This is a genomic window from Sporosarcina sp. NCCP-2222, assembly GCF_023168145.1.
Classification (GTDB): domain Bacteria; phylum Bacillota; class Bacilli; order Bacillales_A; family Planococcaceae; genus Sporosarcina.
The window spans coordinates 62,798-85,368 of sequence record NZ_BQYK01000005.1 but is presented as its reverse complement, the minus strand read 5'-3'; the positions used below and the strand labels follow the sequence as shown (position 1 = coordinate 85,368).

Genomic DNA, 22,571 nt, shown 5'->3' with positions numbered 1-22,571 from the left:
CTACTACGGTTTGGAGCTCTCTTGAAGGAGGTGCTAATACCCGGAGTTACTGACGTATTAGCCTCTTGTAAGAGAGGAAGTTCGATAAAGATCACCAGAATATTGGCGGAAAAATAAAGGGTTTTGCAAGTAAGTGGAGAAAATAATTAATAGAGCAGCAGAATACATGACTCGAGTGACAATAGATTATGAAGACAAAAGAGGTGAAGTTTCGTGAAGCTTGCAGAAGCATTAATTACACGGGCGGACTATCAAAGAAGAATTGAGCAATTGAAAATGCGGATCGGAAATAATGTGAAAGTGCAGGAAGGAGAACAGCCTGCAGAGAATCCGAATGCGCTATTGACGGAGTTGGATGACATTATGAAAGAGCTTACGTCTCTCATTCAACGGATCAATCGGACGAATTGCTCTATACAATTCGATGATGTCCGGACCCTAGCGGATGCTCTTGCTGAGCGTGATCAACTGTGGGAAAAACGGTTAATACTTGGGAAGATTGCAGAGCAGGCGTCAGTCCGGGCAGACCGTTACAGTCGTGCAGAAATCAAAATGATCAGCGCTGTGGATGTGGCGGCTATGCAAAAGCAGATAGACCGGCTTTCCAAGGAATTCCGTGAATTGGATACGAAAATCCAAGGATTGAACTGGTCAGTGGATTTATTATAAAAGTGAGTCGGTAGCTGCCAAATCGCAAAGGTGAGTGCAAACCCGCCAACTGGGCAAGTTGGACTGACGGTAGGCAGATGGGGCTATGCCATTCGGTTCGAGTCCGATACGAACAATTGACGCCCAGTACCGTAACATCAGTACAAGTAGATTGTCATTGTAACTACCATGCACTAATTTGCGACGGCAGTGAGGGTGGGAACGGGGACTTCATTACAAACATGCACCTACATAAAGAATTGTAGGTGCTTTTTGTGTTGGTGGAAATAAAATAAAAAATGAGCAATTTGAAAAAAAAGTTTGACCTTCAACCAAGTGTAACCTTTACAATGAACAATAAGTAAGGTAACGAAAGAGAGGGAACGAAATGGCATTTCGGTGGGATGGCGGTTTTATTATGGTGGCATGGGACAAATTTGACGAAGGGGTAGAGTGGTATACGACCCATCTTGGTTGGACGTGTTTGGATAAAATTATTACGCCGGTCGGGAAAAAGGCATTCTTGAAGATGCCCCGGTTGGGAGTCGTGACATTAAAATCGTTTGAATCGGATCTGGATCATTTTCAGTTGAGGGAGAAGTTTGAGGGGGACACTCGCCTTTGTTTTGAAACGGTCGATCTTGAAGATACGCTCGCTTATTTCACGACGAAAGAAATCCACTATAACGAACTGGCCCCATTGCCGTCGGGACATCGGCGTTTTGACATCCATGCATTCGATGGGGCAAGACTGACTGTTGTCCATAATCCGAAGCAGGACGGCCAATTTGACAATGTTCGAGTGACCGGTTTCAGTGATATCTTGTGCATGAGTATTGGTGTTTCTCATATTGGGCAGTCCATTGATTGGTATATGAAACATCTTGGATTCGTACTAGAGGATCATAAGGATCGGTATGCTCTTCTGAAGGTCGAGGACGCGTATGATTGGAATGAATTAAAGCAAGTTGTGTACGATGCTATCTTATTCGAACAGATCGATAGGGCATATGTGGAGAAAGGTTATCCATCGGTACGCAATTATTTTGATGTGCGTCCGGAGGTATTTTATGAGACGTATGAAAAGCTATCGGGGGAAGGGATCCAACTATCTGAAATCGCAGGTAATGCAAATACGGGGTGGGCCGGCTTTCATTTTCACGATCCGGATGGCAATCAAATCAATGTCTGGTCCTATCCATTACGGTGATGATATGACAATGACCATTAAAGAATTTTCTGGTAAGACGGGCTTGCCCGCTAGCACTTTGAGATTCTACGATCAAAAGGAACTATTAAAGCCAGTTTATCGGTCCGAAAGCGGGTATCGGCTCTATGACGAGAAGCAGATTTCCTCTGCCATGATGATCCATTCGTTGCGTCACGCAGACTTGGCCATTGAGGAAATTAAACAATTCCTCGTGTCTACAGAAGAACAGAAACATCATCTTATTACCAAATGGCAACAGGAGGTGGAATCCAAGCTCTCCTCCATTCAAGTTGCGAAACAATACCTTGGCGGCATTCGGCCGGCTGAAAATCATGTCCATTTAGTAAAATGGAACGAGCCCCGGATTTTCATCTGGTTTACACATACAGTGGAGCGAAAAATCCATCCTTTTTACGCTGTGATGGAAGAGGAGTTGGAGAAGATAAAGAAATGGGGGATACGCATCGCCCCTGGCATTTACATAAAAACCGTAGATTCGGTTGGTGGGAGGATGACGGGAGAGGTGGGGTTTCTTTTAGAGACAGACTGCAAACTCCCGCAGTCAATAGGAGACGATGTGTATGTGGAACACTATCATCCCCAGCTCTTCGCCACAATGGAAGGTGACGTAAAAGATCCGTTTCTCTGTTTCTCGTTTATTCAAATGCTCCAGAAATTCGGGTTCCAGACAAAAGGGCAAAAGTTGGAGCGGTTTGCTTCAATAAAGGATACAAAGTTTACATATTTAATTCCCTTGGTGGAAAAGGAGATGGTTTGATGGAAGCGGCAGTAAAGAAAATTGTAGAATGTATGGCGGTTCTTCCTGGGAGCGAGGACGTGCAGCGCGTCCAGACGGAACATCGACTGAAACTTATCGATTCCTGGGGAATCAGCTACGGCAGCAAGGTGTTGGAAATAGGATGCGGCCAAGGGGATACGACTGCTGCATTAGCGTACACAGTTGGAAAACAAGGAAGTGTGATTGGACTTGATATTGCGTCCCCCTCGTATGGAAGTCCGGTTACACTTGGAGATGCTGCTGCCCGTTTGATGCAATCTCCGCTCGGGAGTCAAGCGGAAATTCGATTTGAGTGTGATGTATTATCAGAAGACGTAGATTTTCCATCTGGGTCGTTTGATTTTATCGTCTTCTCCCATTGCTCATGGTATTTGGATTCATTTGAAACACTGGAGGCCCTATTTTCTAAAATAAAGAAATGGGGCGGGAAACTTTGTTTTGCAGAATGGGATACGCGTATTCAAACAATCGAGCAATATCCTCATTTTTTGGCAGTATTGATTCAATCACATTATGAGTGTTTTAAAAAGGATAGTCTATCCAATGTGCGGACGCTGTTCACACCGATGGACGTAAAGCGGATTGCGAAAAGCACAGGCTGGACCATACAACGAGAGGAAACGATCTTTTCACCTGAAATGCAAGATGGAGAATGGGAGATTGAGATGACTTTATCCGAATATAAGTATCTGCAGAAGCTCACGGAAGCGCCGGATAAAGTGAAGAGTTTACTCCATACAGAAATTCAACTGTTGGAAGAAGCACGGAACCAGCATCCAATCAAACCGCTTTCCGCATTTGTGTTCCTGGCAGAACAAGAATAGTAAGCCGTCCATAATTCACTGCCAAGCTGATTATTTCGTGCATTATCTGTACCCACCCATCCCCGGAGTATGCTTCGGTGGATGGGTTTTTTGTTGTTCTATTTAGCGAGCGATAGGGAAGTTGGTAACCGCTCGAATAATTAGGCGAACCGCTCGTATAACCAGGTAACCTCTCATAATTTCCCCTGACCGCTCGTATTCGCCGACAACCGCTCGTATAATTTGTGGACCGCTCGTATATTCCAGTTAACCTCTCGTAAGCTGCTGTTCACCGCTCGTATCTGCGTGGTGCTCAGATGGCTGCGACGGCTTGGAAGTTACTCGTGTTTAATTAATCGAAAGTCGTGTCGGTGTCTGTATTTTTTATTAAAGCATTCTGGTTCTCTTGCAATTACGTTTCTCCTCTCGGCAATTCTAAATTTGTTGCATCGGCCAATCATACCAATCAACCCCAACATCTAAGGCTCTTTAACTAAATAGGCGAAAAACCTCCTTGCTATTTCAAAATACATTTGGTAGTCTTAAAATTAATTCCGAGTAAGTTGATAAGAAAAGGGTGTTTTTAATGGGGATTGAGTTTAATGAGCTGTTCGATCAATGGGCGGAATCGTATGACAGCACGGTGGCTGGTTTTGATTTGGAGTATAAGGACGTGTTCGTAAAGTATGTAGAAATTTTGGAGAACGTGGCACAGCGGAGTGGGGGCTTTGTACTGGAATTTGGGGTAGGGACAGGGAATTTGACGGAGAAGCTACTAGCTGGAGGCTTGGACGTGTATGGAATCGAGCCTTCCAAAGGGATGAGAGAAAAAGTTCTTCTTAAATTCCCGGACCTTGATGTAGTCGATGGCCACTTTTTAGAGTTTCGCGCGCCGAATGTGCAGATCGATACGATAGTCAGCACATATGCTTTTCATCATTTGACGGACGAAGAGAAAGCGGATGCGCTGGTCAAGTTCCATCGCCTTTTAGGACAAAATGGGCGAATTGTTTTTGCGGATACCGTTTTTGTGACGGAGCTGGCGAAGGAGCAGAAGATAGAAGAATCGGAGAAAAAAGGGCACTTCCGGCTGGCGAGAGATTTAAGGACAGAATATTATTCCACCATTCCCCGATTGATGGAGATGTTTCATGCAGCAGGGTTTGACGTAAAGTTTGAGCAGCAAAATGATTTCGTTTGGCTAATGGACGCAACAAAAAAGGAGAGATAAACATGTCTGCTACGGAAAAGAAGATGAACGTAGAAAGTTTCAATTTGGATCATACGAAAGTGAAAGCGCCATATGTACGTTTGGCTGGAGTGAAGGAAGGAATCAATGGGGATGTGATCCGCAAATATGACATTCGTTTTACACAACCGAATCAGGAGCATTTGGAAATGCCGGCTATTCATTCCCTTGAGCATATGATGGCGGAGTTCAGCAGAAATCACTCCGATCGAATCGTAGATATCAGTCCGATGGGATGCCAGACGGGTTATTATATGGCGCTTATCAATCATGATGATTATGATGAAGTGCTCACGATACTGGAGAAGACGTTGCATAACGTCTTAGAAGCAGAAGAGGTGCCAGCGTGCAATGAAGTTCAATGCGGTTGGGCGGCCAGCCATAGCCTGGAAGGCGCGAAGGAAGCGGCTAAAGGCATGCTTGAAAAACGGAGCGAGTGGACACAAGTATTTGAATAAAAGAGGGACAGCATGAAGTACGCAAACAGTATAGTAGACTTGATTGGAAACACGCCATTGCTTGAAATAAAATCCTTTCCTCTCCCGGAGGGTGTCAGGCTATTCGCCAAACTGGAATACTTTAATCCCGGTGGCAGTGTGAAGGACCGGCTCGGCCACTTTTTGATCGAGCGTGCTCTGCTGGAAGGGAAGCTGACAAAGGGCGGAACAATAATTGAACCGACTGCCGGCAATACAGGAATCGGCCTGGCCCTTGCGGCGATCCACCATGATATCCAAACGATTTTTGTCACACCGGAAAAATTCAGTGTGGAAAAACAGACAATGATGAAAGCGCTTGGCGCGACGGTTGTGAATACACCAACAGAACTGGGGATGGCAGGCGCCATTCAGGAGACGGAGCGGCTGCTTGGGGAGATGCCGGGTGCCTACAGCCCAGGACAATTTCAGAACACGGCCAACCCTGATACGTACTATCATACGTTAGGACCTGAGCTATGGGAGGCTCTGGAAGGGGACATCGGTGTTTTTGTCGCTGGCGCTGGTTCGGGCGGAACGTTTACCGGAACAGCCCGCTATTTAAAGGAGAAGAACCCGTGTATCCGTTGTGCTGTTGTGGAGCCTGTGGGCTCGATACTTAATGGCGGAGAACCGGGAAGTCATCGAACGGAAGGTATCGGAATGGAATTTATCCCTCCATTCATTGATCAAAACCTGTTTGACGGCATCCATACGATTTCAGATGAAGAGGCATTTCATTTCTTGCGGGAAGCGGCGCGAAGAGAAGGGCTGTTGATTGGCAGTTCATCAGGAGCTGCATTGGCAGCAGCATTGAAGGAAGCAGAGCAGGCATGTCCATGGACGAATATCATTACCATTTTTCCAGACAGCAGTGAACGATATATGAGCAGCGGAATCTATGATGAGGTGAAGGAGCAATGAAGAAGAAAACCAAATTGATTCACGGGGGCATCAGTCGAGATCCTTATACAGGCGCAGTCTCGATACCGCTTTATCACGCAAGCACATACCAACAGGACGGTGTTGGGAATTTCAAATATGAGTATGCCAGAACAGGCAATCCGACGAGGGAAGCCCTGGAAACATTAATTGCGGACTTGGAAGGCGGTGCGAGAGGATTCGCTTTTGGTTCCGGAATGGCTGCGATTGCCGCGGTCGTTCAGCTGTTTTCTGCAGGCGATCATCTCCTCCTGACGGATGATGTCTACGGAGGAACGTATCGGATCATGACGAAAGTGTTTCATCGTTTCGGAATTGACGTAACGTTTGTGGATACGACCGATTTGGAAACTGTTACGAAATCCATTCGGCCGGAAACAAAGGCGATTTTTGTTGAAACACCTACGAATCCGCTTTTAAAAGTGACAGACGTCAAGGCGATAGGTGAGATAGCCAAAGAGCATGGGTTGCGGTTTATTGTTGATAACACGTTCAGTACTCCTTATTGGCAAAACCCGATTGCTCTTGGTGCGGACATTGTTTTGCACAGTGCCACCAAATACTTGGGTGGCCATAGTGATGTCGTAGCAGGACTGGTCGTGGCGGCCGATGATGCATTAGGCGATGAACTGCATTTTATTCAAAACTCGACCGGAGGCATTTTGGGTCCACAGGATAGCTGGCTGTTGATCCGCGGCATTAAAACGCTCGGTGTCCGGATGGAGGAAGTGGAAGCGAATACGAAAGCAATTGTCTCCATGTTGCAAGAGGAGAAGTCGGTCGGAAAAATCTATTATCCGGGGCTTGCAGATCATCCGGGCCATGCAGTTCATCGAGCGCAGGCGGGCGGATTTGGAGGAATGGTTTCCTTCACAGTCGAAAATGGAGAAAAGGCCAAGGCCATTGTTAAATCGGCTCGCTATTTTACGCTGGCAGAGAGTCTTGGCGCGGTAGAAAGCTTGATTTCTATCCCATCCTTGATGACGCATGCCTCCATCCCAAGGGAGAGGCGACTGGCACTGGGCATTGAAGACGGGCTCATCCGAATTTCGGTTGGCCTGGAAGATGTAGAGGATTTGGTGGAGGATTTGAAGGCAGCGATTCGGAGTTAACAGAACATACAGGGAGTAAGTCCGTGACCTAGTTGGTTACGGACTTTAATTTTTGGGAGCCATTGCCATAAAGGGTGTACATTGGATATACTATTCATAAGTGAAAAAATGCTGATAATGACAGGCTTGGTCTTGCGATTTTTTTTGAGCAGGTAAGGCAGGACATACTTTTATAACAAGAAGCAGCGTGTGACTTGTCACCACCAGAGGGTAGGCAGCTATTGATTTAAGGAAAGAAAGGGAGATGTAAAATGGAGTCCCCCACAATTGAATCAAGGGAGATAGCGGAAAAGAGGATTGGGCTGCCACTATTTGTGCACGGCTTGTATCTGTTACTTTCAGCAGCATTTCCGGAAGGTGCTTTCCGTTTTTGGTTTCCCATAGTCGCGGGGCTGGAGGTGTTGCTGTTACTGAACTTACTAAGATTATGGCGCAAATTTAAGTATCAGCCAAAACATTACTATACAATCAATATTTATTGGCTGTTGGCAGGTATGTATCTTTTTATCTCCATCGCCATCATTCGGATGTTCTATGGAACCGCTTATTTTTGGGTTATTTTGTTTTTAGTAATAGGTGTATGCTTGTATGCACATATGAATCGTGAAAAAATGCTGGTAGTTTTTGTAGATCCTGCTGAGAGGAAGCGTCTGGCCCGAGTGCCTTTCATCCTTCAATTGGTAATTCTTATTGGAATCCTGTTAATGGCTTATTCGCGGGCAAAGTTCTCTGAACCGAATGCGGGTGCTGTTATTTTCATGTATTTCATAAGTGTATTCGGTTTATTTATCGGAGCACCTTTCTCCATACCTGCAGAGAGGATCGAAGAGATAAAAGAAAGGTCTAATCGATAATGATGAGCTAATCCGTTAAAGTCCATTTGCATTTTTATATTTCTCATGAAAGAAAAAGTTGAAAAAAAGACCATAATTGCCACTACGCGAAGCCCTATGAATGGAAGTCGAATTTTCAAAGCGCTATCATGGATGTGGACAGGGATTGAAAAGCCCTTCTTTTGAATAAATACTACGTGGCATTTCAAATATTAGTTGGGAGTGTGTTCACATGATCCAGTCAAACGCAAAAAAGTTCAATGGCATTCCATTTTCTATTCTTGATCTGGCGATGATTAATGAAGGAAGTGACGCGGCCCAATCGTTTAAGAACACGGTCGACCTTGCGCGGCATGCAGAGCGCTGGGGATTTAATCGATATTGGCTGGCGGAGCATCATAATATGCAGGGGGTCGCAAGTTCAGCGACGTCCATCATTATTGGGCATGTGGCAGGGGCTACGAAGACGATCCGTGTAGGATCGGGCGGCGTCATGCTGCCGAACCATGCACCACTCGTCATTGCGGAACAATTTGGTACGCTCGAAGCTATGTATCCCGGACGTATCGATCTCGGGCTTGGCCGGGCACCAGGCAGTGACCAAGCGACGGCGTATGCCCTTCGAAGGACATTGCATAGCAACGGGGAGGATTTTCCCGAACAACTTGCGGAGCTTCGGAGCTATTTCGAGCATAACCCGACGGCGCGTGTACGTGCAGTACCGGGAGAGGGACAAGATATTCCGATTTGGCTGTTAGGCTCGAGCGGTTTCAGCGCACAGCTGGCGGCTGAATTAGGGCTGCCGTTCTCGTTTGCAAGCCATTTTGCACCTGCTTATCTTATGCAGGCGCTGCAGCTATATCATCAACGGTTCAAGCCGTCGAAGGATCTTTCTGAGCCGTACGTCATGCTTGGCGTCAACGTCATTGCGGCCGATACAGATGACAAAGCGCATTATCTGGCGACGTCTTATATGCAACAATTTTTGAATATCCGCAAAGGTGTCACAGGCAAATTCAAGCCGCCTCACGAAGATCCGGAAGCTGCTTTCGACGAATATGAAAAGGCAGCCATTGAAGAGTTATTGGAGTGGCCATCGACGATTGTAGGAAGTACTGACACAGTCAAACGGAAACTGGAGGCATTTTTAGAGGCGACCAAAGCGAATGAGCTCATTATCAGTTCAGGAATTTATCATCATGCGGATCGCTTGCGATCGTATGAGATCCTTTCCGAAATGATGTCATAATGAATATCAAAAGCATGCCGGATCACTTTTAGATCTGGCATGCTTTTGTTTCGTGCAATAAATTCAGTTGACCATTATCGTTTTCGTTTCTTTGGATCCAGCGCATCTGCCTTTTTGGCTACAATCTTCTCAAATTCCACGTAAACAAAATACTTGTTCTCTTCCATTGCCTCGACGCTGACGACTTTGCCTTTCCTTCCTTTGATGCGGATCTCTTCATCAACAGCAGGCAAGTTCCGCAATGCTTGATTGAGTACATACGTTTTATTTTCGTAGAAATGAACTGCAAACATGGTCTTGTCCCCTTTTCGTATAGAATTCCTTTCATTCTATGACGACTGCGGAAATATAGAACGGTCGGCACGGCCAATTCTGAAGGATGCGTTAATGACACCTTTGACTGTTTAAGCTATAATAGGAACGTTCCAATCACCCTTTAGACGATGAAAGGGGATTTTTTTATGATTTCTTTACATAATGTAAGTAAAAATTTTGCTGGGTTTCAAGCTGTGCGTTCCGTGAACCTGACAATCCCACAAAGCGAGATTCACGGGATCATTGGGGCAAGCGGTGCAGGGAAATCGACCTTGCTGCGGTTGATGAATTTGTTGGAGCTCCCTGATACAGGTGAGGTGGTTGTGAATGGACAGCCGCTCACAAGTTTGAAGGAGAGGAAACTCCGTCAGGCACGCATGTCCATCGGAATGATTTTTCAGCAGTTCCATTTAGTTTTAAATAAGACGGTCTATGAGAATGTCGATGTTTCATTGAAACTAGGTGGTATGCCAAAAGCGCAGCGGCAAAAACGCGTGATGGAGTGCTTGCAATTCGTTGGACTCGAGAATTTGAAGGATAAGTATCCTGCTCAGCTGAGCGGTGGACAAAAACAGCGAGTCGCGATTGCGCGGGCATTGGCAAACAAACCGCAAGTGTTGTTATGCGATGAGCCGACGTCTTCACTTGATCCGGATACGACAATTGGCATACTTGGCATTTTAGAAGATATTAATAAAAATTTCGGTGTCACCATTGTACTGGTCAGTCATGAAATGGACGTCATCCAAAGTATTTGCCACCGGGTCACTGTAATGGCGGATGGCGGTATTTATGATACGGTTTCCATCAAGCCGAAGGGGATCAGTAAGGTTTCAAGCGATCCGCGAAACTTCTTCGAGCAGCTGAAAAAAGGCGGTGAAGCAGACGATGCCTGAGATTCTTCTTCAATATCAGGATGAGATTTGGCGTTCCATTGGGGAAACAATGGTGATGGTTGGTGTGTCCATTGCCGCCGCTATACTCGTTGGGCTTCCGGTAGGCACGCTGCTGTACCTTTGCAGGAAAGGGCAAATTTACGAGAATCCCGTTGTCTTTTCCACTTTGAATTTGGTTGTAAATATTATTCGCTCATTCCCATTTTTATTATTAGTCGTCTTTTTAATACCCTTCACAAGATTGGTTATTGGAACGGCAATCGGAACCGCGGCCGCCACGGTGCCATTATCTATCATCGCCATCGCGCATTATTCTAGGTTAGTCGAACAGTCTTTATTGGATGTGCCGAGAGGAGTCGTGGAAGCGGCCATCTCGATGGGCGCCTCGGGGAAGGATATAATTTTTAAATTTTTGTATGTAGAAGCGAGATCTGGTTTAGTTTTAGGTTTGACGACGTCCATCATCAGTTTCATTTCGTATTCGACGATTATGGGTGTCGTAGGAGGCGGCGGAATTGGGGACTTCGCCATTAGGTACGGCTATCAACAATTCAAGACGGACTTAATGATGTATATGATTCTCGTCATGATCATTCTAGTTCAGCTCATTCAATTTACGGGCACGACAATTGCTCGGAAGATCGATAAAAGATAATAGGAGGCAACAACATGAAAAAACTACTTATGCTGATGGCGGTACTCCTAGTCATCGTAGCGGGTTGCAGTAAAGATAAAGGCACAGACAATGGGAAAGAGAAAGCGGCAGACGGACAAGAAACGGATAAGCCAGTAACGTTGAAAGTCGCTTCATTGATTCCGCCAATGACGGAAATCTTGGACTTAGTAAAACCGGAATTGGCGAAAGAAGGCATTGAGCTTGAAGTAGTTGTGTTAAGTGATAATGTCCAGCCGAACAGCGCGCTCGCTGCAAAAGAAGTGGACGCAAACTTCTTCCAGCACGTGCCATACATGGAGGAGTTCAACCGAAATAATGACGCCAGCCTGGTGCCGATCCAGCCGATCTATTTTGCCAATTATGGCGTCTACTCAAAGGATGTTGCTTCAATTGAAGAACTGCCGGAAGGAGCAGTCATCGCCATAGCGAATGATGTCTCCAACATTGATCGTTCACTGTCTTTATTGGCGCAGCATGATGTCATTTCATTGAAAGAAAAGACAGGCAGCTATTATACACAAGCGGACATAGTCGAAAATCCAAAGAACTTAAAGTTTGAAGAAGTGGATTTGCTCATGCTCGCACGGATGTATGACGATGCCGACGCTGTTATCATGACACCGGCATACGCAGCACCACTCGGCTTAACGCCAAAAAGTGATGCCTTGTTAACAGAAGGTGTGGAAAATGACTTTGCCATTACTCTTGTGGCACGCGAAGACAACAAAGACTGGGAGCCGATCCAAAAGCTCGCCAAGGCCATGACAAGCGACGAAGTGCGCGAGTTCCTGGAAGAGAATTACGACGAAACAGCAATTCCAGCATTTTAATGACGATAAATAAACCTTGAGAGGACAATTTTCTTCTCAAGGTTTTTGTTTGGAGTGAATGACGTTATTGAATTGTGTGATTGTAATGAGTTTGGGGAGTGACTGTTAGGCGCGTGTAGGGCTTTGGGAATGAATCAAGAACAACAAAGTCTTTGTTAACCATTTAGCAGACGTTGAATTGAATTATCTATTGAAGAGAGCATGCTAGAGTATTGTAGAAAAACTAAAATAGCCATACCAACATAAACAGAGGCTATTATAATAACAGCTTTCCTCATCTTTAGATTGCTAAAAGTAAATAGCACAAGCAATGTTGTTGCTGTAAATATGACACCAACATACCAAAGTATTTTAAGGTCATTAATTTGAAGTTCTAAAGTAGCTATTTTCAGCTGACTTAACACACTGTCATCTATTGCAACTCGATTACTGTCAGCACCTTTTGCAATTAACACCTCGCCATTCTGTTTCTCAAGTGAATAACCTCCAGGGTATATTGCGAAAAAGTGAGTAAGTAAAAAGATAGATACCACGGCCACCAATGTACAGACGACTATCCAACGCACTTTCTTTTTCTCGTGCTGGATATTCATTATCGTTTCTACCTTAACCATTCCTTTCATCGTTCATTTTAGAAATATACATATATAACCATTATATTACAGAAGGATGGAAATTCAAATAGTTATAAAAATATTTAGTTAACAGTTTCATTCAGAACACAGTGAACATACATATCATGCGTTTAGCCTGCCATCAAACATAAAGAGTTCTCGTAAAGGCCCTGAAATTCTCGACCTACAAATGAAAGCGAGTATCGGCAAGACATCATAAATGGCTTCATCTGTAAAGGACTAATTGACATTCGGTTGACTTGTACGGTAGCCTAAATGACAGTACATAGAGAGTTTGGAAGCAGGGGGATGGATATGGAGTTTCAATATGAGTTAACGGAAGAGGATGTGGTGGCGTTTAACGTTTACCATGTAAAGAACTCGAATTTGGGGCGCAAATCATTACGCTGGCAGCGGGTCGTTTCGCCGTTGTTGTTCCTATTGTTTGCGGTCTTTTTGTCGGTATCGACGGAACTAGAGACAGGTCCGCTTTTTGTTGTGTTTGGGTTGACGGCCATTCTGTGGGCCATTTACTATCCTAAGTATTTTTACTGGCATGTGACACGGCAGGTGCGGAAGGCGCTGAAGGAAGGGAAGAATGATGGGCTTGTCGGCTCCCATGTGCTGAAGATGAATAAGCAAGGGCTGACCGACATCTCTTCCAATGGGGAGTCTAAAATGATCCGTGAAGCCGTGAAACAGTTTAAAGAAGATGTCGGCCATTTCTATCTATATAATAGTGCTGTCAGTGCAGTTATTATCCCAAAGCGGGATGTGGATGCAGAAGCATTCCGTAAGTTTGTGAATAAATGGCTTGGTCACTGATCGGGCTTCATTTGGCGGATGCCGGCTTTCATGAAGACGACGGCACTTGTGATATTTAGTAATAAGGCTATGGCGAGAAACGCCCATTTTACAGGGGTGGGCAGCTCGATGGTCAAAGAGAGTACGAGCAGCAGGCAGCCGATCGCGAGCATTAGTATGTATACAGACACTTTTTTGGACAAGAGAAGCACACCTTTCATACAATCTGTTTTCATTGTAGCATGAAAAATGGAAAACATGCCGGTCACTTTGGCCGGCATGTTTTTATAGTTGCGTTAATTTGATTATTTGCTCAATCCCGTTTCTTTTTTGTTTCACGATCCGTTTCATTGAAATCCGATCCAAACTCCGCAGTCCGGTTTTCGTTGCGGTCATTCGTATTGCTGTTCGTATTTTGCGCTTCTTTGTATACGTCGAAGCTGTTATGGGTGCGTTCGTTCATCGTCTTCTTATTGTTTTTATTCATAGTCCGTCACCTCCTCACTCTACTATGGATAACAAGGATAGATCTATACGTTCAGGAAACCGGATTTTCGGGTATAAAATAAATGAACTCGTAATCTCAAAAACTTGTAACCTTTTTTTAATCGATTCGACTACTCCTATGAAGGTATACATAAAGGAGATGAAATTCATGAAAATGAAAAAAGCAGTACCATTCGCCATGTCGGCCCTTTTGATCAGCGGGGCTGCCATACCAACTGCAGTATTTGCAGAAGAAGGGACGCAAACAGAAAACGTGCAAGTACAACCGGATTTCGTGAAATTCACGGGCACGATTGAAAAAGTGGAGACGCGTGAAAACTCAACGCATTACTTTGTGAAAGATGGAGAGCAGGAAGGCTATCTAGTTGTTACGAAGGATACACTGGTATTTGATAATACAGGCAAGAAAGCGGAACTGAAAAAAGGTGATAAAGTGTCGGGTTATACTGACGCTGATAAGCCAATGATCATGATTTATCCACCGCAATACAGCCCAGATGTGGTTATTGTGGAAACGGAAGAACTCGGTTCCGTGGCGGTTGGAAAATTCGATGATAGCTTATTGAATCAATCACTTTCCCTCAAACTGAATGTGGGTGACAAGACGGAGCTTTCGAGCGTTTCAGGTGAGAAAGTGACTGCTGACGATCTGCAAGGAAAAGATTTGGTCGTCTTCTATACGATGACAACCCGCAGCATTCCAGCTCAAACAACACCTGAAAAAATCGTGGTATTGGATAAAGCAGCATCAGAAGACGATGCAGAAACACCTGGTGAGGAGCCAGTGACAAACCCAGCGGTTGATAAAATCGTGGAGGCCGATCACTATGATGTCAATGGCGTGAAAATGGTGCCACTTCGATTGATTGCGGAGGAACTCGGGTACAAAGTGACATCGACTGGCAAAGGCGCTATCGTGTCGAAAGGTGCTCTTTCATTTACCATCACTCGCGGCGAAAAGGCGTATGGGTATAATAAATCCCTTCGTTATTTCGAAGCGGCTGCGGATCTTCTTGAGCCTTCAAAAACGTATGTGCCAGCTTCATTAATTGATGAATTAATGGAAGCAGGAGCATAAAAAAATTCTATAAGTCAACCAACTATAGATGAATAAGTCCATTTCAATAAAAGAGCCAGTCTTCTTTCAGTATGGAGAGACTGGCTCTTTGTCATGTCAACCACCTGGCGAATGAAACCTTTCGGCTATGGAACCGTAGAAGAGGAAGGTTAAATGAAATTGGGTGAATTCCATGAATAATACTTTGCTTGAAATGCTCTCTACTGAGTGGATCCTGCCGCTAGTCGTTGCTTGGATCCTCGTATTGAGCTGGCAAGTGATTGAACATAAATCCTTCACCTTCATGGCTTATCTTGACGTTGGGATTGATTTGCCGACGGAGGCTGCCGTTGCTGTTCTGGACAGTATGCCTCCGCTGACCGATCATATCCAGTTGCGTAAGACGGTTTGCCGGTTAGAGCGTCCAGAAGACACAGAAGGCCACCACCTCTCTATGTAGAAAACAAAATTCTATATAGAGAGAGGAATCTACTATTGAAAAAATCCATCAACGTTATTATTATCGTCTTCAGTATCCTGCTTTTAGGCGGCTGTTCGGCCACTGGTGAGCAGAGCGGTATCTTTTTCGACATCTTTGTGCATCCCATGACATGGAGTATCCATGAACTCGGTTCCCTTTTCGGCGGCAGTTATGGGCTGGCGGTCGTAGTTATCACGGTTCTGATTCGTTTGCTTCTCCTGCCGCTCATGATGAAGTCGTATAGAAATCAACGGGGTACGAAAAGCCGCATGAAAAAGGTGCAGCCTCAGTTGGATGCCTTGAAAGCAAAAGCGGAAACGGCTAAGACACCAGAAGAACAAAAGAAGATTCAAATGGAAATGATGGAGATTTATAAAAAAAATAAATTATTTAGCATCGGTTGCTTACCCACATTAGTGCAAATGCCGATATTAATGGGCTTATATTTTGCAATTCGTACTTCGCAGGATACGGCAAATGAAATGTTCCTATGGTTTAATCTAGGCACGCCGGATTTGATCATTACCCTGCTGGCGGGGGTAGTTTACTTTATTCAAGCCCGTGCTTCAACTGCTGACATGTCAGGGCCACAAAAACAGCAAATGCAAATGATGGCCTATCTTTCTCCATTAATGATTGTGTTCTTTTCATTTTCTGCGCCAGCAGTTTTCCCGTTATATTGGGCGGTCGGCGGTTTGTTTTTAATTGTGCAGACATGGCTGGCTCGGAAGTTGTACAGAGAGGAATAAATTCTAGAAAGCGCTTGGCGATTCATAAGCCGAGCGTTTTCTTTTTGGGGCATGCAACCATTTGGGGTGGTCGTTTATCTAATGTATTGAAACCAAAAGAAAGGGGGCCTTGCAACTATGGAGCCGATTGCTAAATGGGTCAAGAGAGCGAAAAAAGGGGATGGGGACGCATTTATCCTCTTAGTGAAACAGTATGAAGAAGTGTTGTTCCATGCGGCCACTCGAATGCTTCGAGATGAGCAAGATGTGGCGGATGTACTGCAGGACACCATTATGACAGCCTATGAGAAGCTTCACACGCTAAAGAAAAATGAGTATTTCAATACATGGATTTATAAAATACTCCTGAATCAATGCAATCGCCTGCTGGCGAAACGAAATAAGGTGGTTTCACTTGAGGAACACACCTTGCAAGGGCAAGAAGATGGGAACTTCCGGGCTATTGAACTGGATGAGGCGCTGGACGGCCTTGCTGCCGATACAAAAACTGTTTTCATCTTGTACTATGTTGTCGGAATGAACAGCCGGGAAATCAGTGAGTTTTTGAATGAACCGGAAGGCACAATAAAATCAAGGCTTTCCAGAGGAAGAAACGAGTTGCGGACAACTTATTTTCAAAACGAAGGGGTGCTGGTGAATGAAAAAGGATCTTGAAAAAGAATTGGAGCGGGTCATGAATGAAAGTCTAGAAATGCCTGCGCACGTGAGGACATCACTAGATCAAACATATAAGATGATTCAGCAGAAATCCAAAAAGAAAAGAAAGCAGATGGTCTGGACAAGGTCGGCGGTGGCAGCCTGTGCTTTGTTGATGACCGGCATTATTTTATCAAACGAACAAGTACGTGCAAGTATTGATGGCTTTTTCAGTTTTGGCGATCGCGGTGTAGAACAAGTTGTTTCTCAAGGATTTACACAAAGTGGTGAAAGTTTGGCGACAGATCAAGGGATCACAGTCAAATTAGAAAAAAGCTTCTCAGATCCTTCAAAAATCGGGTTAAGTTTTTCATTGGAATTTGAAGATGCTTCCCTATTAAAAAATGATATTGCCCAAGTGACGATGGATTATCGGGTGAAAAATGGTGACGGTACATATCTTGTGGAATTTATTCCTGATACCAAACCATTAAAGGGGAGCGGGGGTTACACATCTGGCTTGGATGATCGGAATACAAAGCTAAACAAAAAAGACGGGACTGTGCAATATCATGTTGTAATAGATTCCAATCAAGGAGCATTCCCGCAACTGCAAGATGCAATTATTGAAGTAGAAAGCATTAATGTCTTTACGGAATTTTCGGAGGCCGGTTTACGTAAGATTGACGGCAAGTGGGACTTGCCGATACCCGACCAAGATGCAGATATAAAAACAATTGAATATGTACAGGAAGAGGCCGAATCGAAACTCCAAGTTCTGTCCGCTCAAGCGAATTTATCTTCCTTGAATGTAAAATTTTCAATCGACCAGGTATTCGAGGATGAGACACCATTTGCGTGGTCAATGAAGCTTGTGGATGAAAAGGGAAATGGATATTATCCTAACGGCTTCTCAATGGAATCGAAGGATGGCCGAACTATCATTTCTACTAACTTCCCGGTAACTGCAAATGATAGTTATGATCAGGTGACCTTGGTAGTGGAAGGGATTGCAGAAGTGAAACTTATGAAAAAATAACACTAGATGCTTCCTGTATAGGTCTCTTTCAATCAGTCACTAGACAAAAGCTTCAGTCAATTGACAGCCGGTGTATAATGAATCAGAAACTATATTGAAAGAGATGAAGAGTTGATGATGACACCGAAGACGGATCCATGGGAAGCTTATATGGATATGGATCAATACGGGAAACTGACCTTATCAAGTATCGAGTTTACAACGACGTATTTGTGCAATATGCGTTGTGAACATTGTGCGGTTGGGGATATGCTGGCGCTGAAAGATCCTGATGCATTGCCGATCGAGCTTTTGATTTCGCGTTTAGAGGAAATTCCTCACTTGCGTACGATCAGCATTACAGGGGGAGAGCCGATGTTTTCAAAGAAATCGGTCGATCAATATGTGCGCCCTTTACTCAAATATGCCCATGAACGGGGCGTTAAGACGCAAATGAATTCCAACTTGACGATGCCACTTGACCGGTACATGGAGATAGTCCCTTATTTGGACGTCTTGCATATTTCACATAACTGGGGAACGGTTGACGAATTTATTGAAGGCGGATTTGCCAATATGGAACGGAAGCCGCCGATTGAGAAGCGGGCGGAACAATTCCAGCGCATGATCGACAATAGCCGTGCCTTAGCGGAGGCAGGTGTTTTCGTCTCGGCCGAAACCATGTTGAATAAAAGAACGGCTCCTTATTTAGAAAAAATTCACCGCCAAGTGGTGGAAGAGATGAAATGCAGCCGCCACGAAATCCACCCGATGTACCCGGTTGACTTTGCTTCTCAGCTTGAAGTGTTGCCGTTAGAGGACATTCGGACTGCCATCCACCGGCTGCTCGATGTTCGAGACGAATCGATCTGGATGCTGTTCGGAACGCTGCCGTTCTATCCTTGCAGTGGCGTAAAGGAAGATCTGGAATTGTTGGAGCGGTTGTATGCCGCCAAAAATGTGTCAGTCCGAAACGATCCGGACGGCCGTTCCCGCTTAAACGTCAATATCTTCACGGGTAATGTAATTGTAACCGACTTTGGTGATGTAAAGCCGCTCGGAAATATCCAAACCGATGCTCTACCCGGCCTGCTGGACAAATGGCTGGATAGCACGCTCGCACGAACGGTCAGCTGTCACTGCCCAGCAGTCCGTTGCTTAGGACCAAACTTGCTTGTGAAGCATGCGTATTATCCGGAAGAAGATTTTACTAAAAAAGAAGCGCGTCTCGCTGTTGAGGCGACACGATAAGAAACCGCTTGGCTCATGGGAGGCCAAGCGGTTTTTATTTGAATAACTTCTTCTTTGATGCATGGAACGGAACCAATCCACCGAATGAAGCCACATGGATAACATTCCTCCCTGCTGCTTTGGATGCGTATAAGGCTTGATCGGCCCTTTGTAATAGGGCATCCACTGTGTCTGTTTCTTTTTGGAGGCAGGAGACACCGAAGCTGGCTGTGACCCTCAATTCACAATCCGTTAAACGCAGTGGATTCTGCTCGATATCTTTTCGTATTTGTTCTGCCACCTGGGCGGCTTCTTGAATCGGCATAGACGGCAGGCAGATGACAAACTCTTCTCCCCCATACCTCCCAAAAATATCTGTTGGCCTAATATGGCGTTTGGCAATTGAAACGATATGCCGGATCGCCTCGTCACCCGCGGCATGTCCATATTGGTCATTAATTCTCTTAAAAAGATCAATATCAAATAACAGCATGGATAGTGCGTGTTTATGCTGGACCGCATCCTTTAAAGCTTCTTCGCTTTTAAGCATCAAAGAGGAACGGTTAGAGATCTGCGTTAACCCATCCGTGTAGGCGAGCTGGGTCAATCGATGTTCAAGCGTTTTTTGCTTTGTTGTGTCGATTAGCACAATGGCAAGCCCGATTTGCTGGCCTTTGCGATCCAAGACTGGCGTCGGGCAAATTCGATAGTAGCGGCCATCCGTTTCATGTGTCTCTACCTCTGCGTTATAAGGGAGAGGGCCAAGGATATTTGTGTCCCAAATGTCTATAATATTTTTACCAATTGACGAAGGTTGCAATGCTGGGACAGTGGCAAGGGCTGCTTCATTATAATCGACTAGACGGTTAGCCAGATCAATGACCAATACACCATCTCGCATACTTTCGAAAATACGGTCTCTTGCGACAGGAGCGACAAAAAGAGTGGTGGATAAAATTGCTGCTAAATAGAGTGCCGATGTAAAGCACATGACAATTGGTACCGGATCCATTCCATGCGGGGAAAGCCCCATTAAATATAGAAACGACGCCACCATCGGAATGAGAAGCCCGGCAATCATCGTAAGAATCTGTTTCCAGTATCTTAATCTCGTCTTTGCCCAATAACGAACGAGAATAACAGCACCAAACAGGAGGCATCCGAATGTGAAACTGCCATGGATGATATACCAGGGACCAGGTATCATATCAATCAAAGGCTGTGGCTCATTTGGGCGTAAGTAAATGTCGCGGTACATGAAATGATGCCATTCATTCGTCAAACAAAAAAAGGTAGTGAATGCGGGAAGCAATAGCAACGGAATGAAGTAGCGCGGACGCCTCATTCGTTCTACCCCTGCGAAACGCAGAGATAGCAGCAAGGCGAGCGGTGAAATGAAAGGCATGCCGACATATTGGACCTTCAGCCAAAAAATACTCTCCGCAAGACTATTGCTCGTCAATTCCAGCGCATGCCCGAATATATAAATGACCGAGAAGAGGGACATCCAGATGAAGATGGTGCTGCTCGAGAAAACCTTGCGTTTCGAAAGCGCATAGATCGCTAAAAACATAGATCGCTAAAAAGAGCGACAACACGCCTGAGATAGAAGTAATGACAATATAAATGAAAATATCTGGATTCATGAGAAATAGCCCCTTCAAGGAAGTTATTTCTATCTTACAACCGGATAGATGGAAAGAAAAGGGGGACTTAGTGGTAATAAATTGAAGTGTGATGTCAGGCTTTGGGGTATGCTTTTTTATTAGGAGGCGAAGATGAAGTGTTGCGGGTCGGTGACAGACGTCTGGGTCGGTGGTAAACCTTGGAGAGCCGGTGGTAAACCCCCGAGAGTCGGTGGTAACCATCCGAGAGTCGGTGGTAACCCTTCGAGAGTCGGTGGTAACCGTCTGGGTCGGTGGTAACTGATCGAGAGTCGGTGGTAACCCTCCGAGAGTCGGTGGTAAACCTTCGAGAGTCGGTGGTAACCATCCGAGAGTCGGTGGTAACCCCCTGAGAGTCGGTGGTAACTACCCAAGTGTCGATGCTAAAAACTCGAAATGCCCTGGCAGTTGTACATTGTTTGAACAAAAAAGCGGTGCAGGGGAGATTTCCCCCGGCACCTCTAGATCTTCCGATATACTTGTGGTGTAAACTGTTCCCAACTTTGTTTCAGCTCTGCCCAATCTACTATTTTCCACGGATTCGTAAATATTTGTCCGCTCTTGTTAAAGAATAAGTCGCCTTCAATGCAATAAGCCGCATGTTGAATCACACCACTATCATTAGCCCAGGCGACCACATCGCCACCTATGAAGCTATCCTCTGTTTTCACATAAGAGGCAAGCCTTAGTTTTTCCTCGAAGGTTTGATCATGGACCCATTCCTGAATAATCCATTCTTCTAATTGAGGTTCTGTACTGATCGCGAATAAAGTGGCAGCCAGACAATTTGCTCCAGACTTCGTAGCAAACGTATTGGCGTAAGGAGCCAGATGAGCGGGCAATGTACTAGGAATGGGCTTTGCATCCCAAGCATCATACTGCTGAGCGATGGTGCACAACATTTCTTCTTTCACTTCATTCGGCAGAGACTCCCATAACGCTCGCTGCATAACTATATGCTGCTCGCCATCCACTTCGATTATGTACTCTTGCGGGAAATTTCCAAATCTCGAAAAAAGCGATAGCGGTCCGGTCATTCCTCTGCCTAATTCAACCTGTCGTTTAAGCAGATATTCTTTTTTCTCCTCATTCAATGCAGTAATCCAGTTTGATGGAGCGACGATAACAAACGCAGCATCTTTCTTTATCATCCAGTACGTATAACTGTTCACCATTTGGATTTCAGAGTAGGAAGAATGAGAAAAGAATTCATTCCTCGGAAAAACGAGAGTACCGGTCAGTTCGTTTTGTAAAAAGGAAATGTCCTCTGCACGAAGGAAAAACAGGTCCTTTTCAGGAACATATGCCTCAATCCACGCCTGTAGTTGTTCGGGTGTCGGTCGTATTGCAATATCTATCATTTTGTCAAATCCTTTCAAAATTGCCCGGTCAAACTAGTCTATTAATATCATGAAAGTTCTGACTCCGTCAATAGGCATCCATTTCATAATGAGCTTTTTTGGATGGCAGCAAGCAATAACTACAAAGAACAATCGACAGAAAAAACATGACAAATACACCCGTGATGACCGCGATCTGAATGGATGTAAATTCTGCCAGTAACCCGAGTAATCGCAATCCAGTAGTGCCATTAATGTACTCACTCTATTAGATTGCAAATTTCCTGAATGATAAACGGAACATCATTCTCCTGTCGAATAGTGAACAAATGGTCCGCTTCCCCAGCGACCGGTACTGCTGCATCACTGTTATTACTGTCCGCCTGTTGCCGAGCCAGTACCTCATCGAAACTCGAAGCACTGCGAAAAATCT

Annotated in this window: 27 protein-coding genes; 20 read left to right on the top strand and 7 right to left on the bottom strand. The window is 44.9% G+C overall.

Annotated elements, in window-relative coordinates:
* Positions 1-213: 213 nt before the first annotated feature.
* The 10 genes from NCCP2222_RS12220 to NCCP2222_RS12175 all read left to right on the top strand — a co-directional run bounded on the left by NCCP2222_RS12220 (position 214) and on the right by NCCP2222_RS12175 (position 9,321).
* Positions 214-669 (top strand): DIP1984 family protein, encoded by a 456-nt coding sequence (locus NCCP2222_RS12220; RefSeq protein ID WP_248512634.1) that lies wholly within the window; start codon positions 214-216, stop codon positions 667-669.
* A 367-nt stretch (positions 670-1,036) separates the two neighbouring features.
* The gene (locus NCCP2222_RS12215; RefSeq protein WP_248512633.1) at positions 1,037-1,858 is read left to right on the top strand and encodes a VOC family protein; all 822 of its coding nucleotides are present in this window, start codon (positions 1,037-1,039) and stop codon (positions 1,856-1,858) included.
* 10 nt (positions 1,859-1,868) lie between these two features.
* Positions 1,869-2,636 (top strand): helix-turn-helix domain-containing protein, encoded by a 768-nt coding sequence (locus NCCP2222_RS12210; RefSeq protein ID WP_248512632.1) that lies wholly within the window; start codon positions 1,869-1,871, stop codon positions 2,634-2,636.
* Positions 2,636-3,481: a class I SAM-dependent methyltransferase gene (locus tag NCCP2222_RS12205; protein ID WP_248512631.1), complete on the top strand. Its 846-nt coding sequence runs from the start codon at positions 2,636-2,638 to the stop codon at positions 3,479-3,481. The genes NCCP2222_RS12210 and NCCP2222_RS12205 overlap by 1 nt, the downstream gene beginning before the upstream one ends.
* 565 nt (positions 3,482-4,046) lie before the next feature.
* Positions 4,047-4,691: a class I SAM-dependent DNA methyltransferase gene (locus NCCP2222_RS12200; protein ID WP_248512630.1), complete on the top strand. Its 645-nt coding sequence runs from the start codon at positions 4,047-4,049 to the stop codon at positions 4,689-4,691.
* A 2-nt stretch (positions 4,692-4,693) separates the two neighbouring features.
* Entirely contained in the window at positions 4,694-5,167 is a 474-nt protein-coding gene (locus NCCP2222_RS12195; RefSeq protein ID WP_248512629.1) for an S-ribosylhomocysteine lyase, read from the top strand.
* 12 nt (positions 5,168-5,179) lie between these two features.
* Positions 5,180-6,109, top strand: coding sequence for a PLP-dependent cysteine synthase family protein (locus NCCP2222_RS12190; protein ID WP_248512628.1), 930 nt, complete (start codon positions 5,180-5,182; stop codon positions 6,107-6,109).
* Positions 6,106-7,239, top strand: a complete 1,134-nt coding sequence (locus NCCP2222_RS12185) for a bifunctional cystathionine gamma-lyase/homocysteine desulfhydrase (protein ID WP_248512627.1) — start codon at positions 6,106-6,108, stop codon at positions 7,237-7,239. The genes NCCP2222_RS12190 and NCCP2222_RS12185 overlap by 4 nt, the downstream gene beginning before the upstream one ends.
* 251 nt (positions 7,240-7,490) lie before the next feature.
* Positions 7,491-8,093 (top strand): hypothetical protein, encoded by a 603-nt coding sequence (locus NCCP2222_RS12180; protein ID WP_248512626.1) that lies wholly within the window; start codon positions 7,491-7,493, stop codon positions 8,091-8,093.
* A 211-nt stretch (positions 8,094-8,304) separates the two neighbouring features.
* Positions 8,305-9,321, top strand: a complete 1,017-nt coding sequence (locus NCCP2222_RS12175; protein ID WP_248512625.1) for an LLM class flavin-dependent oxidoreductase — start codon at positions 8,305-8,307, stop codon at positions 9,319-9,321.
* A gap of 74 nt (positions 9,322-9,395) precedes the next feature.
* On the opposite strand, the gene NCCP2222_RS12170 is transcribed toward NCCP2222_RS12175, so the two are convergent.
* Positions 9,396-9,614 carry a hypothetical protein gene (locus NCCP2222_RS12170; protein ID WP_248512624.1) on the bottom strand — a complete coding sequence of 73 codons (219 nt, stop codon included), beginning with the start codon at positions 9,612-9,614 and terminating at the stop codon, positions 9,396-9,398.
* Between the two features lie 168 nt (positions 9,615-9,782).
* Between NCCP2222_RS12170 and NCCP2222_RS12165 the strand changes: the two genes are divergently transcribed.
* The 3 genes from NCCP2222_RS12165 to NCCP2222_RS12155 are packed head-to-tail and all read left to right on the top strand — an operon-like array spanning position 9,783 to position 12,038.
* On the top strand, positions 9,783-10,532 hold the full coding sequence (locus NCCP2222_RS12165; protein ID WP_248512623.1) for a methionine ABC transporter ATP-binding protein: 750 nt from the start codon (positions 9,783-9,785) through the stop codon (positions 10,530-10,532).
* Positions 10,525-11,187 (top strand): methionine ABC transporter permease, encoded by a 663-nt coding sequence (locus tag NCCP2222_RS12160; RefSeq protein WP_248512622.1) that lies wholly within the window; start codon positions 10,525-10,527, stop codon positions 11,185-11,187. The genes NCCP2222_RS12165 and NCCP2222_RS12160 overlap by 8 nt, the downstream gene beginning before the upstream one ends.
* A gap of 14 nt (positions 11,188-11,201) precedes the next feature.
* A complete protein-coding gene (locus NCCP2222_RS12155) occupies positions 11,202-12,038 on the top strand; it encodes a MetQ/NlpA family ABC transporter substrate-binding protein (RefSeq protein ID WP_248512621.1) in 837 nt (278 codons plus the stop codon).
* A gap of 155 nt (positions 12,039-12,193) precedes the next feature.
* Here NCCP2222_RS12155 and NCCP2222_RS12150 read toward each other — a convergent pair whose 3' ends face one another.
* On the bottom strand, positions 12,194-12,652 hold the full coding sequence (locus NCCP2222_RS12150) for a hypothetical protein (RefSeq protein ID WP_248512620.1): 459 nt from the start codon (positions 12,650-12,652) through the stop codon (positions 12,194-12,196).
* A 315-nt stretch (positions 12,653-12,967) separates the two neighbouring features.
* Here NCCP2222_RS12150 and NCCP2222_RS12145 point away from each other — a divergent pair, with 315 nt between their 5' ends.
* Entirely contained in the window at positions 12,968-13,477 is a 510-nt protein-coding gene (locus tag NCCP2222_RS12145) for a YcxB family protein (RefSeq protein WP_248512619.1), read from the top strand.
* Here the strand turns inward: NCCP2222_RS12145 and NCCP2222_RS12140 are convergent.
* Together NCCP2222_RS12140 and NCCP2222_RS12135 are read right to left on the bottom strand one after the other, a co-directional pair.
* On the bottom strand, positions 13,471-13,659 hold the full coding sequence (locus NCCP2222_RS12140; protein ID WP_248512618.1) for a hypothetical protein: 189 nt from the start codon (positions 13,657-13,659) through the stop codon (positions 13,471-13,473). The genes NCCP2222_RS12145 and NCCP2222_RS12140 overlap by 7 nt on opposite strands.
* 110 nt (positions 13,660-13,769) lie before the next feature.
* Positions 13,770-13,943 (bottom strand): hypothetical protein, encoded by a 174-nt coding sequence (locus NCCP2222_RS12135; RefSeq protein WP_248512617.1) that lies wholly within the window; start codon positions 13,941-13,943, stop codon positions 13,770-13,772.
* A gap of 168 nt (positions 13,944-14,111) precedes the next feature.
* Here NCCP2222_RS12135 and NCCP2222_RS12130 point away from each other — a divergent pair, with 168 nt between their 5' ends.
* The 6 genes from NCCP2222_RS12130 (at position 14,112) to yfkAB (ending at position 19,155) form a co-directional block, all read left to right on the top strand.
* Positions 14,112-15,041 (top strand): stalk domain-containing protein, encoded by a 930-nt coding sequence (locus NCCP2222_RS12130; RefSeq protein ID WP_248512616.1) that lies wholly within the window; start codon positions 14,112-14,114, stop codon positions 15,039-15,041.
* 172 nt (positions 15,042-15,213) lie between these two features.
* Positions 15,214-15,480 carry a hypothetical protein gene (locus NCCP2222_RS12125; protein ID WP_248512615.1) on the top strand — a complete coding sequence of 89 codons (267 nt, stop codon included), beginning with the start codon at positions 15,214-15,216 and terminating at the stop codon, positions 15,478-15,480.
* Positions 15,481-15,515: 35 nt separating this feature from the next.
* Positions 15,516-16,250 (top strand): membrane protein insertase YidC, encoded by a 735-nt coding sequence (gene yidC / locus NCCP2222_RS12120; protein ID WP_248512614.1) that lies wholly within the window; start codon positions 15,516-15,518, stop codon positions 16,248-16,250.
* A 117-nt stretch (positions 16,251-16,367) separates the two neighbouring features.
* On the top strand, positions 16,368-16,904 hold the full coding sequence (locus NCCP2222_RS12115) for a sigma-70 family RNA polymerase sigma factor (RefSeq protein WP_248512613.1): 537 nt from the start codon (positions 16,368-16,370) through the stop codon (positions 16,902-16,904).
* Positions 16,888-17,925: a DUF4179 domain-containing protein gene (locus NCCP2222_RS12110; protein ID WP_248512612.1), complete on the top strand. Its 1,038-nt coding sequence runs from the start codon at positions 16,888-16,890 to the stop codon at positions 17,923-17,925. Before NCCP2222_RS12115 ends, NCCP2222_RS12110 begins: the two co-directional genes overlap by 17 nt.
* A gap of 114 nt (positions 17,926-18,039) precedes the next feature.
* Positions 18,040-19,155 (top strand): radical SAM/CxCxxxxC motif protein YfkAB, encoded by a 1,116-nt coding sequence (gene yfkAB, locus NCCP2222_RS12105; protein WP_248512857.1) that lies wholly within the window; start codon positions 18,040-18,042, stop codon positions 19,153-19,155.
* A gap of 34 nt (positions 19,156-19,189) precedes the next feature.
* Here the strand turns inward: yfkAB and NCCP2222_RS12100 are convergent, their stop codons facing one another.
* From NCCP2222_RS12100 to NCCP2222_RS12090, 3 genes are all read right to left on the bottom strand, one after another.
* Complete coding sequence (locus tag NCCP2222_RS12100) at positions 19,190-20,653, bottom strand: histidine kinase N-terminal 7TM domain-containing diguanylate cyclase (RefSeq protein WP_248512856.1); 1,464 nt, start codon at positions 20,651-20,653, stop codon at positions 19,190-19,192.
* Positions 20,583-20,780 (bottom strand): hypothetical protein, encoded by a 198-nt coding sequence (locus NCCP2222_RS12095; protein ID WP_248512863.1) that lies wholly within the window; start codon positions 20,778-20,780, stop codon positions 20,583-20,585. Before NCCP2222_RS12095 ends, NCCP2222_RS12100 begins: the two co-directional genes overlap by 71 nt.
* A gap of 479 nt (positions 20,781-21,259) precedes the next feature.
* Positions 21,260-22,159, bottom strand: a complete 900-nt coding sequence (locus tag NCCP2222_RS12090) for a hypothetical protein (RefSeq protein WP_248512611.1) — start codon at positions 22,157-22,159, stop codon at positions 21,260-21,262.
* Positions 22,160-22,571 lie beyond the last annotated feature (412 nt).

Coding starts and splice junctions, on each gene's coding strand:
- NCCP2222_RS12195 (WP_248512629.1), top strand. CDS start 4,694: ATGTCTGCTACGGAAAAGAAGATGAACGTAGAAAGTTTCAATTTGGAT.
- NCCP2222_RS12185 (WP_248512627.1), top strand. CDS start 6,106: ATGAAGAAGAAAACCAAATTGATTCACGGGGGCATCAGTCGAGATCCT.
- NCCP2222_RS12110 (WP_248512612.1), top strand. CDS start 16,888: ATGAAAAAGGATCTTGAAAAAGAATTGGAGCGGGTCATGAATGAAAGT.
- NCCP2222_RS12160 (WP_248512622.1), top strand. CDS start 10,525: ATGCCTGAGATTCTTCTTCAATATCAGGATGAGATTTGGCGTTCCATT.
- NCCP2222_RS12095 (WP_248512863.1), bottom strand. CDS start 20,780: ATGAATCCAGATATTTTCATTTATATTGTCATTACTTCTATCTCAGGC.
- NCCP2222_RS12190 (WP_248512628.1), top strand. CDS start 5,180: ATGAAGTACGCAAACAGTATAGTAGACTTGATTGGAAACACGCCATTG.
- NCCP2222_RS12200 (WP_248512630.1), top strand. CDS start 4,047: ATGGGGATTGAGTTTAATGAGCTGTTCGATCAATGGGCGGAATCGTAT.
- NCCP2222_RS12210 (WP_248512632.1), top strand. CDS start 1,869: ATGACCATTAAAGAATTTTCTGGTAAGACGGGCTTGCCCGCTAGCACT.
- NCCP2222_RS12155 (WP_248512621.1), top strand. CDS start 11,202: ATGAAAAAACTACTTATGCTGATGGCGGTACTCCTAGTCATCGTAGCG.
- NCCP2222_RS12135 (WP_248512617.1), bottom strand. CDS start 13,943: ATGAATAAAAACAATAAGAAGACGATGAACGAACGCACCCATAACAGC.
- NCCP2222_RS12175 (WP_248512625.1), top strand. CDS start 8,305: ATGATCCAGTCAAACGCAAAAAAGTTCAATGGCATTCCATTTTCTATT.
- yfkAB (WP_248512857.1), top strand. CDS start 18,040: ATGATGACACCGAAGACGGATCCATGGGAAGCTTATATGGATATGGAT.
- NCCP2222_RS12145 (WP_248512619.1), top strand. CDS start 12,968: ATGGAGTTTCAATATGAGTTAACGGAAGAGGATGTGGTGGCGTTTAAC.
- NCCP2222_RS12215 (WP_248512633.1), top strand. CDS start 1,037: ATGGCATTTCGGTGGGATGGCGGTTTTATTATGGTGGCATGGGACAAA.
- NCCP2222_RS12165 (WP_248512623.1), top strand. CDS start 9,783: ATGATTTCTTTACATAATGTAAGTAAAAATTTTGCTGGGTTTCAAGCT.
- NCCP2222_RS12180 (WP_248512626.1), top strand. CDS start 7,491: ATGGAGTCCCCCACAATTGAATCAAGGGAGATAGCGGAAAAGAGGATT.
- NCCP2222_RS12170 (WP_248512624.1), bottom strand. CDS start 9,614: ATGTTTGCAGTTCATTTCTACGAAAATAAAACGTATGTACTCAATCAA.
- NCCP2222_RS12125 (WP_248512615.1), top strand. CDS start 15,214: ATGAATAATACTTTGCTTGAAATGCTCTCTACTGAGTGGATCCTGCCG.
- NCCP2222_RS12115 (WP_248512613.1), top strand. CDS start 16,368: ATGGAGCCGATTGCTAAATGGGTCAAGAGAGCGAAAAAAGGGGATGGG.
- NCCP2222_RS12090 (WP_248512611.1), bottom strand. CDS start 22,159: ATGATAGATATTGCAATACGACCGACACCCGAACAACTACAGGCGTGG.
- NCCP2222_RS12130 (WP_248512616.1), top strand. CDS start 14,112: ATGAAAATGAAAAAAGCAGTACCATTCGCCATGTCGGCCCTTTTGATC.
- NCCP2222_RS12150 (WP_248512620.1), bottom strand. CDS start 12,652: ATGGTTAAGGTAGAAACGATAATGAATATCCAGCACGAGAAAAAGAAA.
- NCCP2222_RS12205 (WP_248512631.1), top strand. CDS start 2,636: ATGGAAGCGGCAGTAAAGAAAATTGTAGAATGTATGGCGGTTCTTCCT.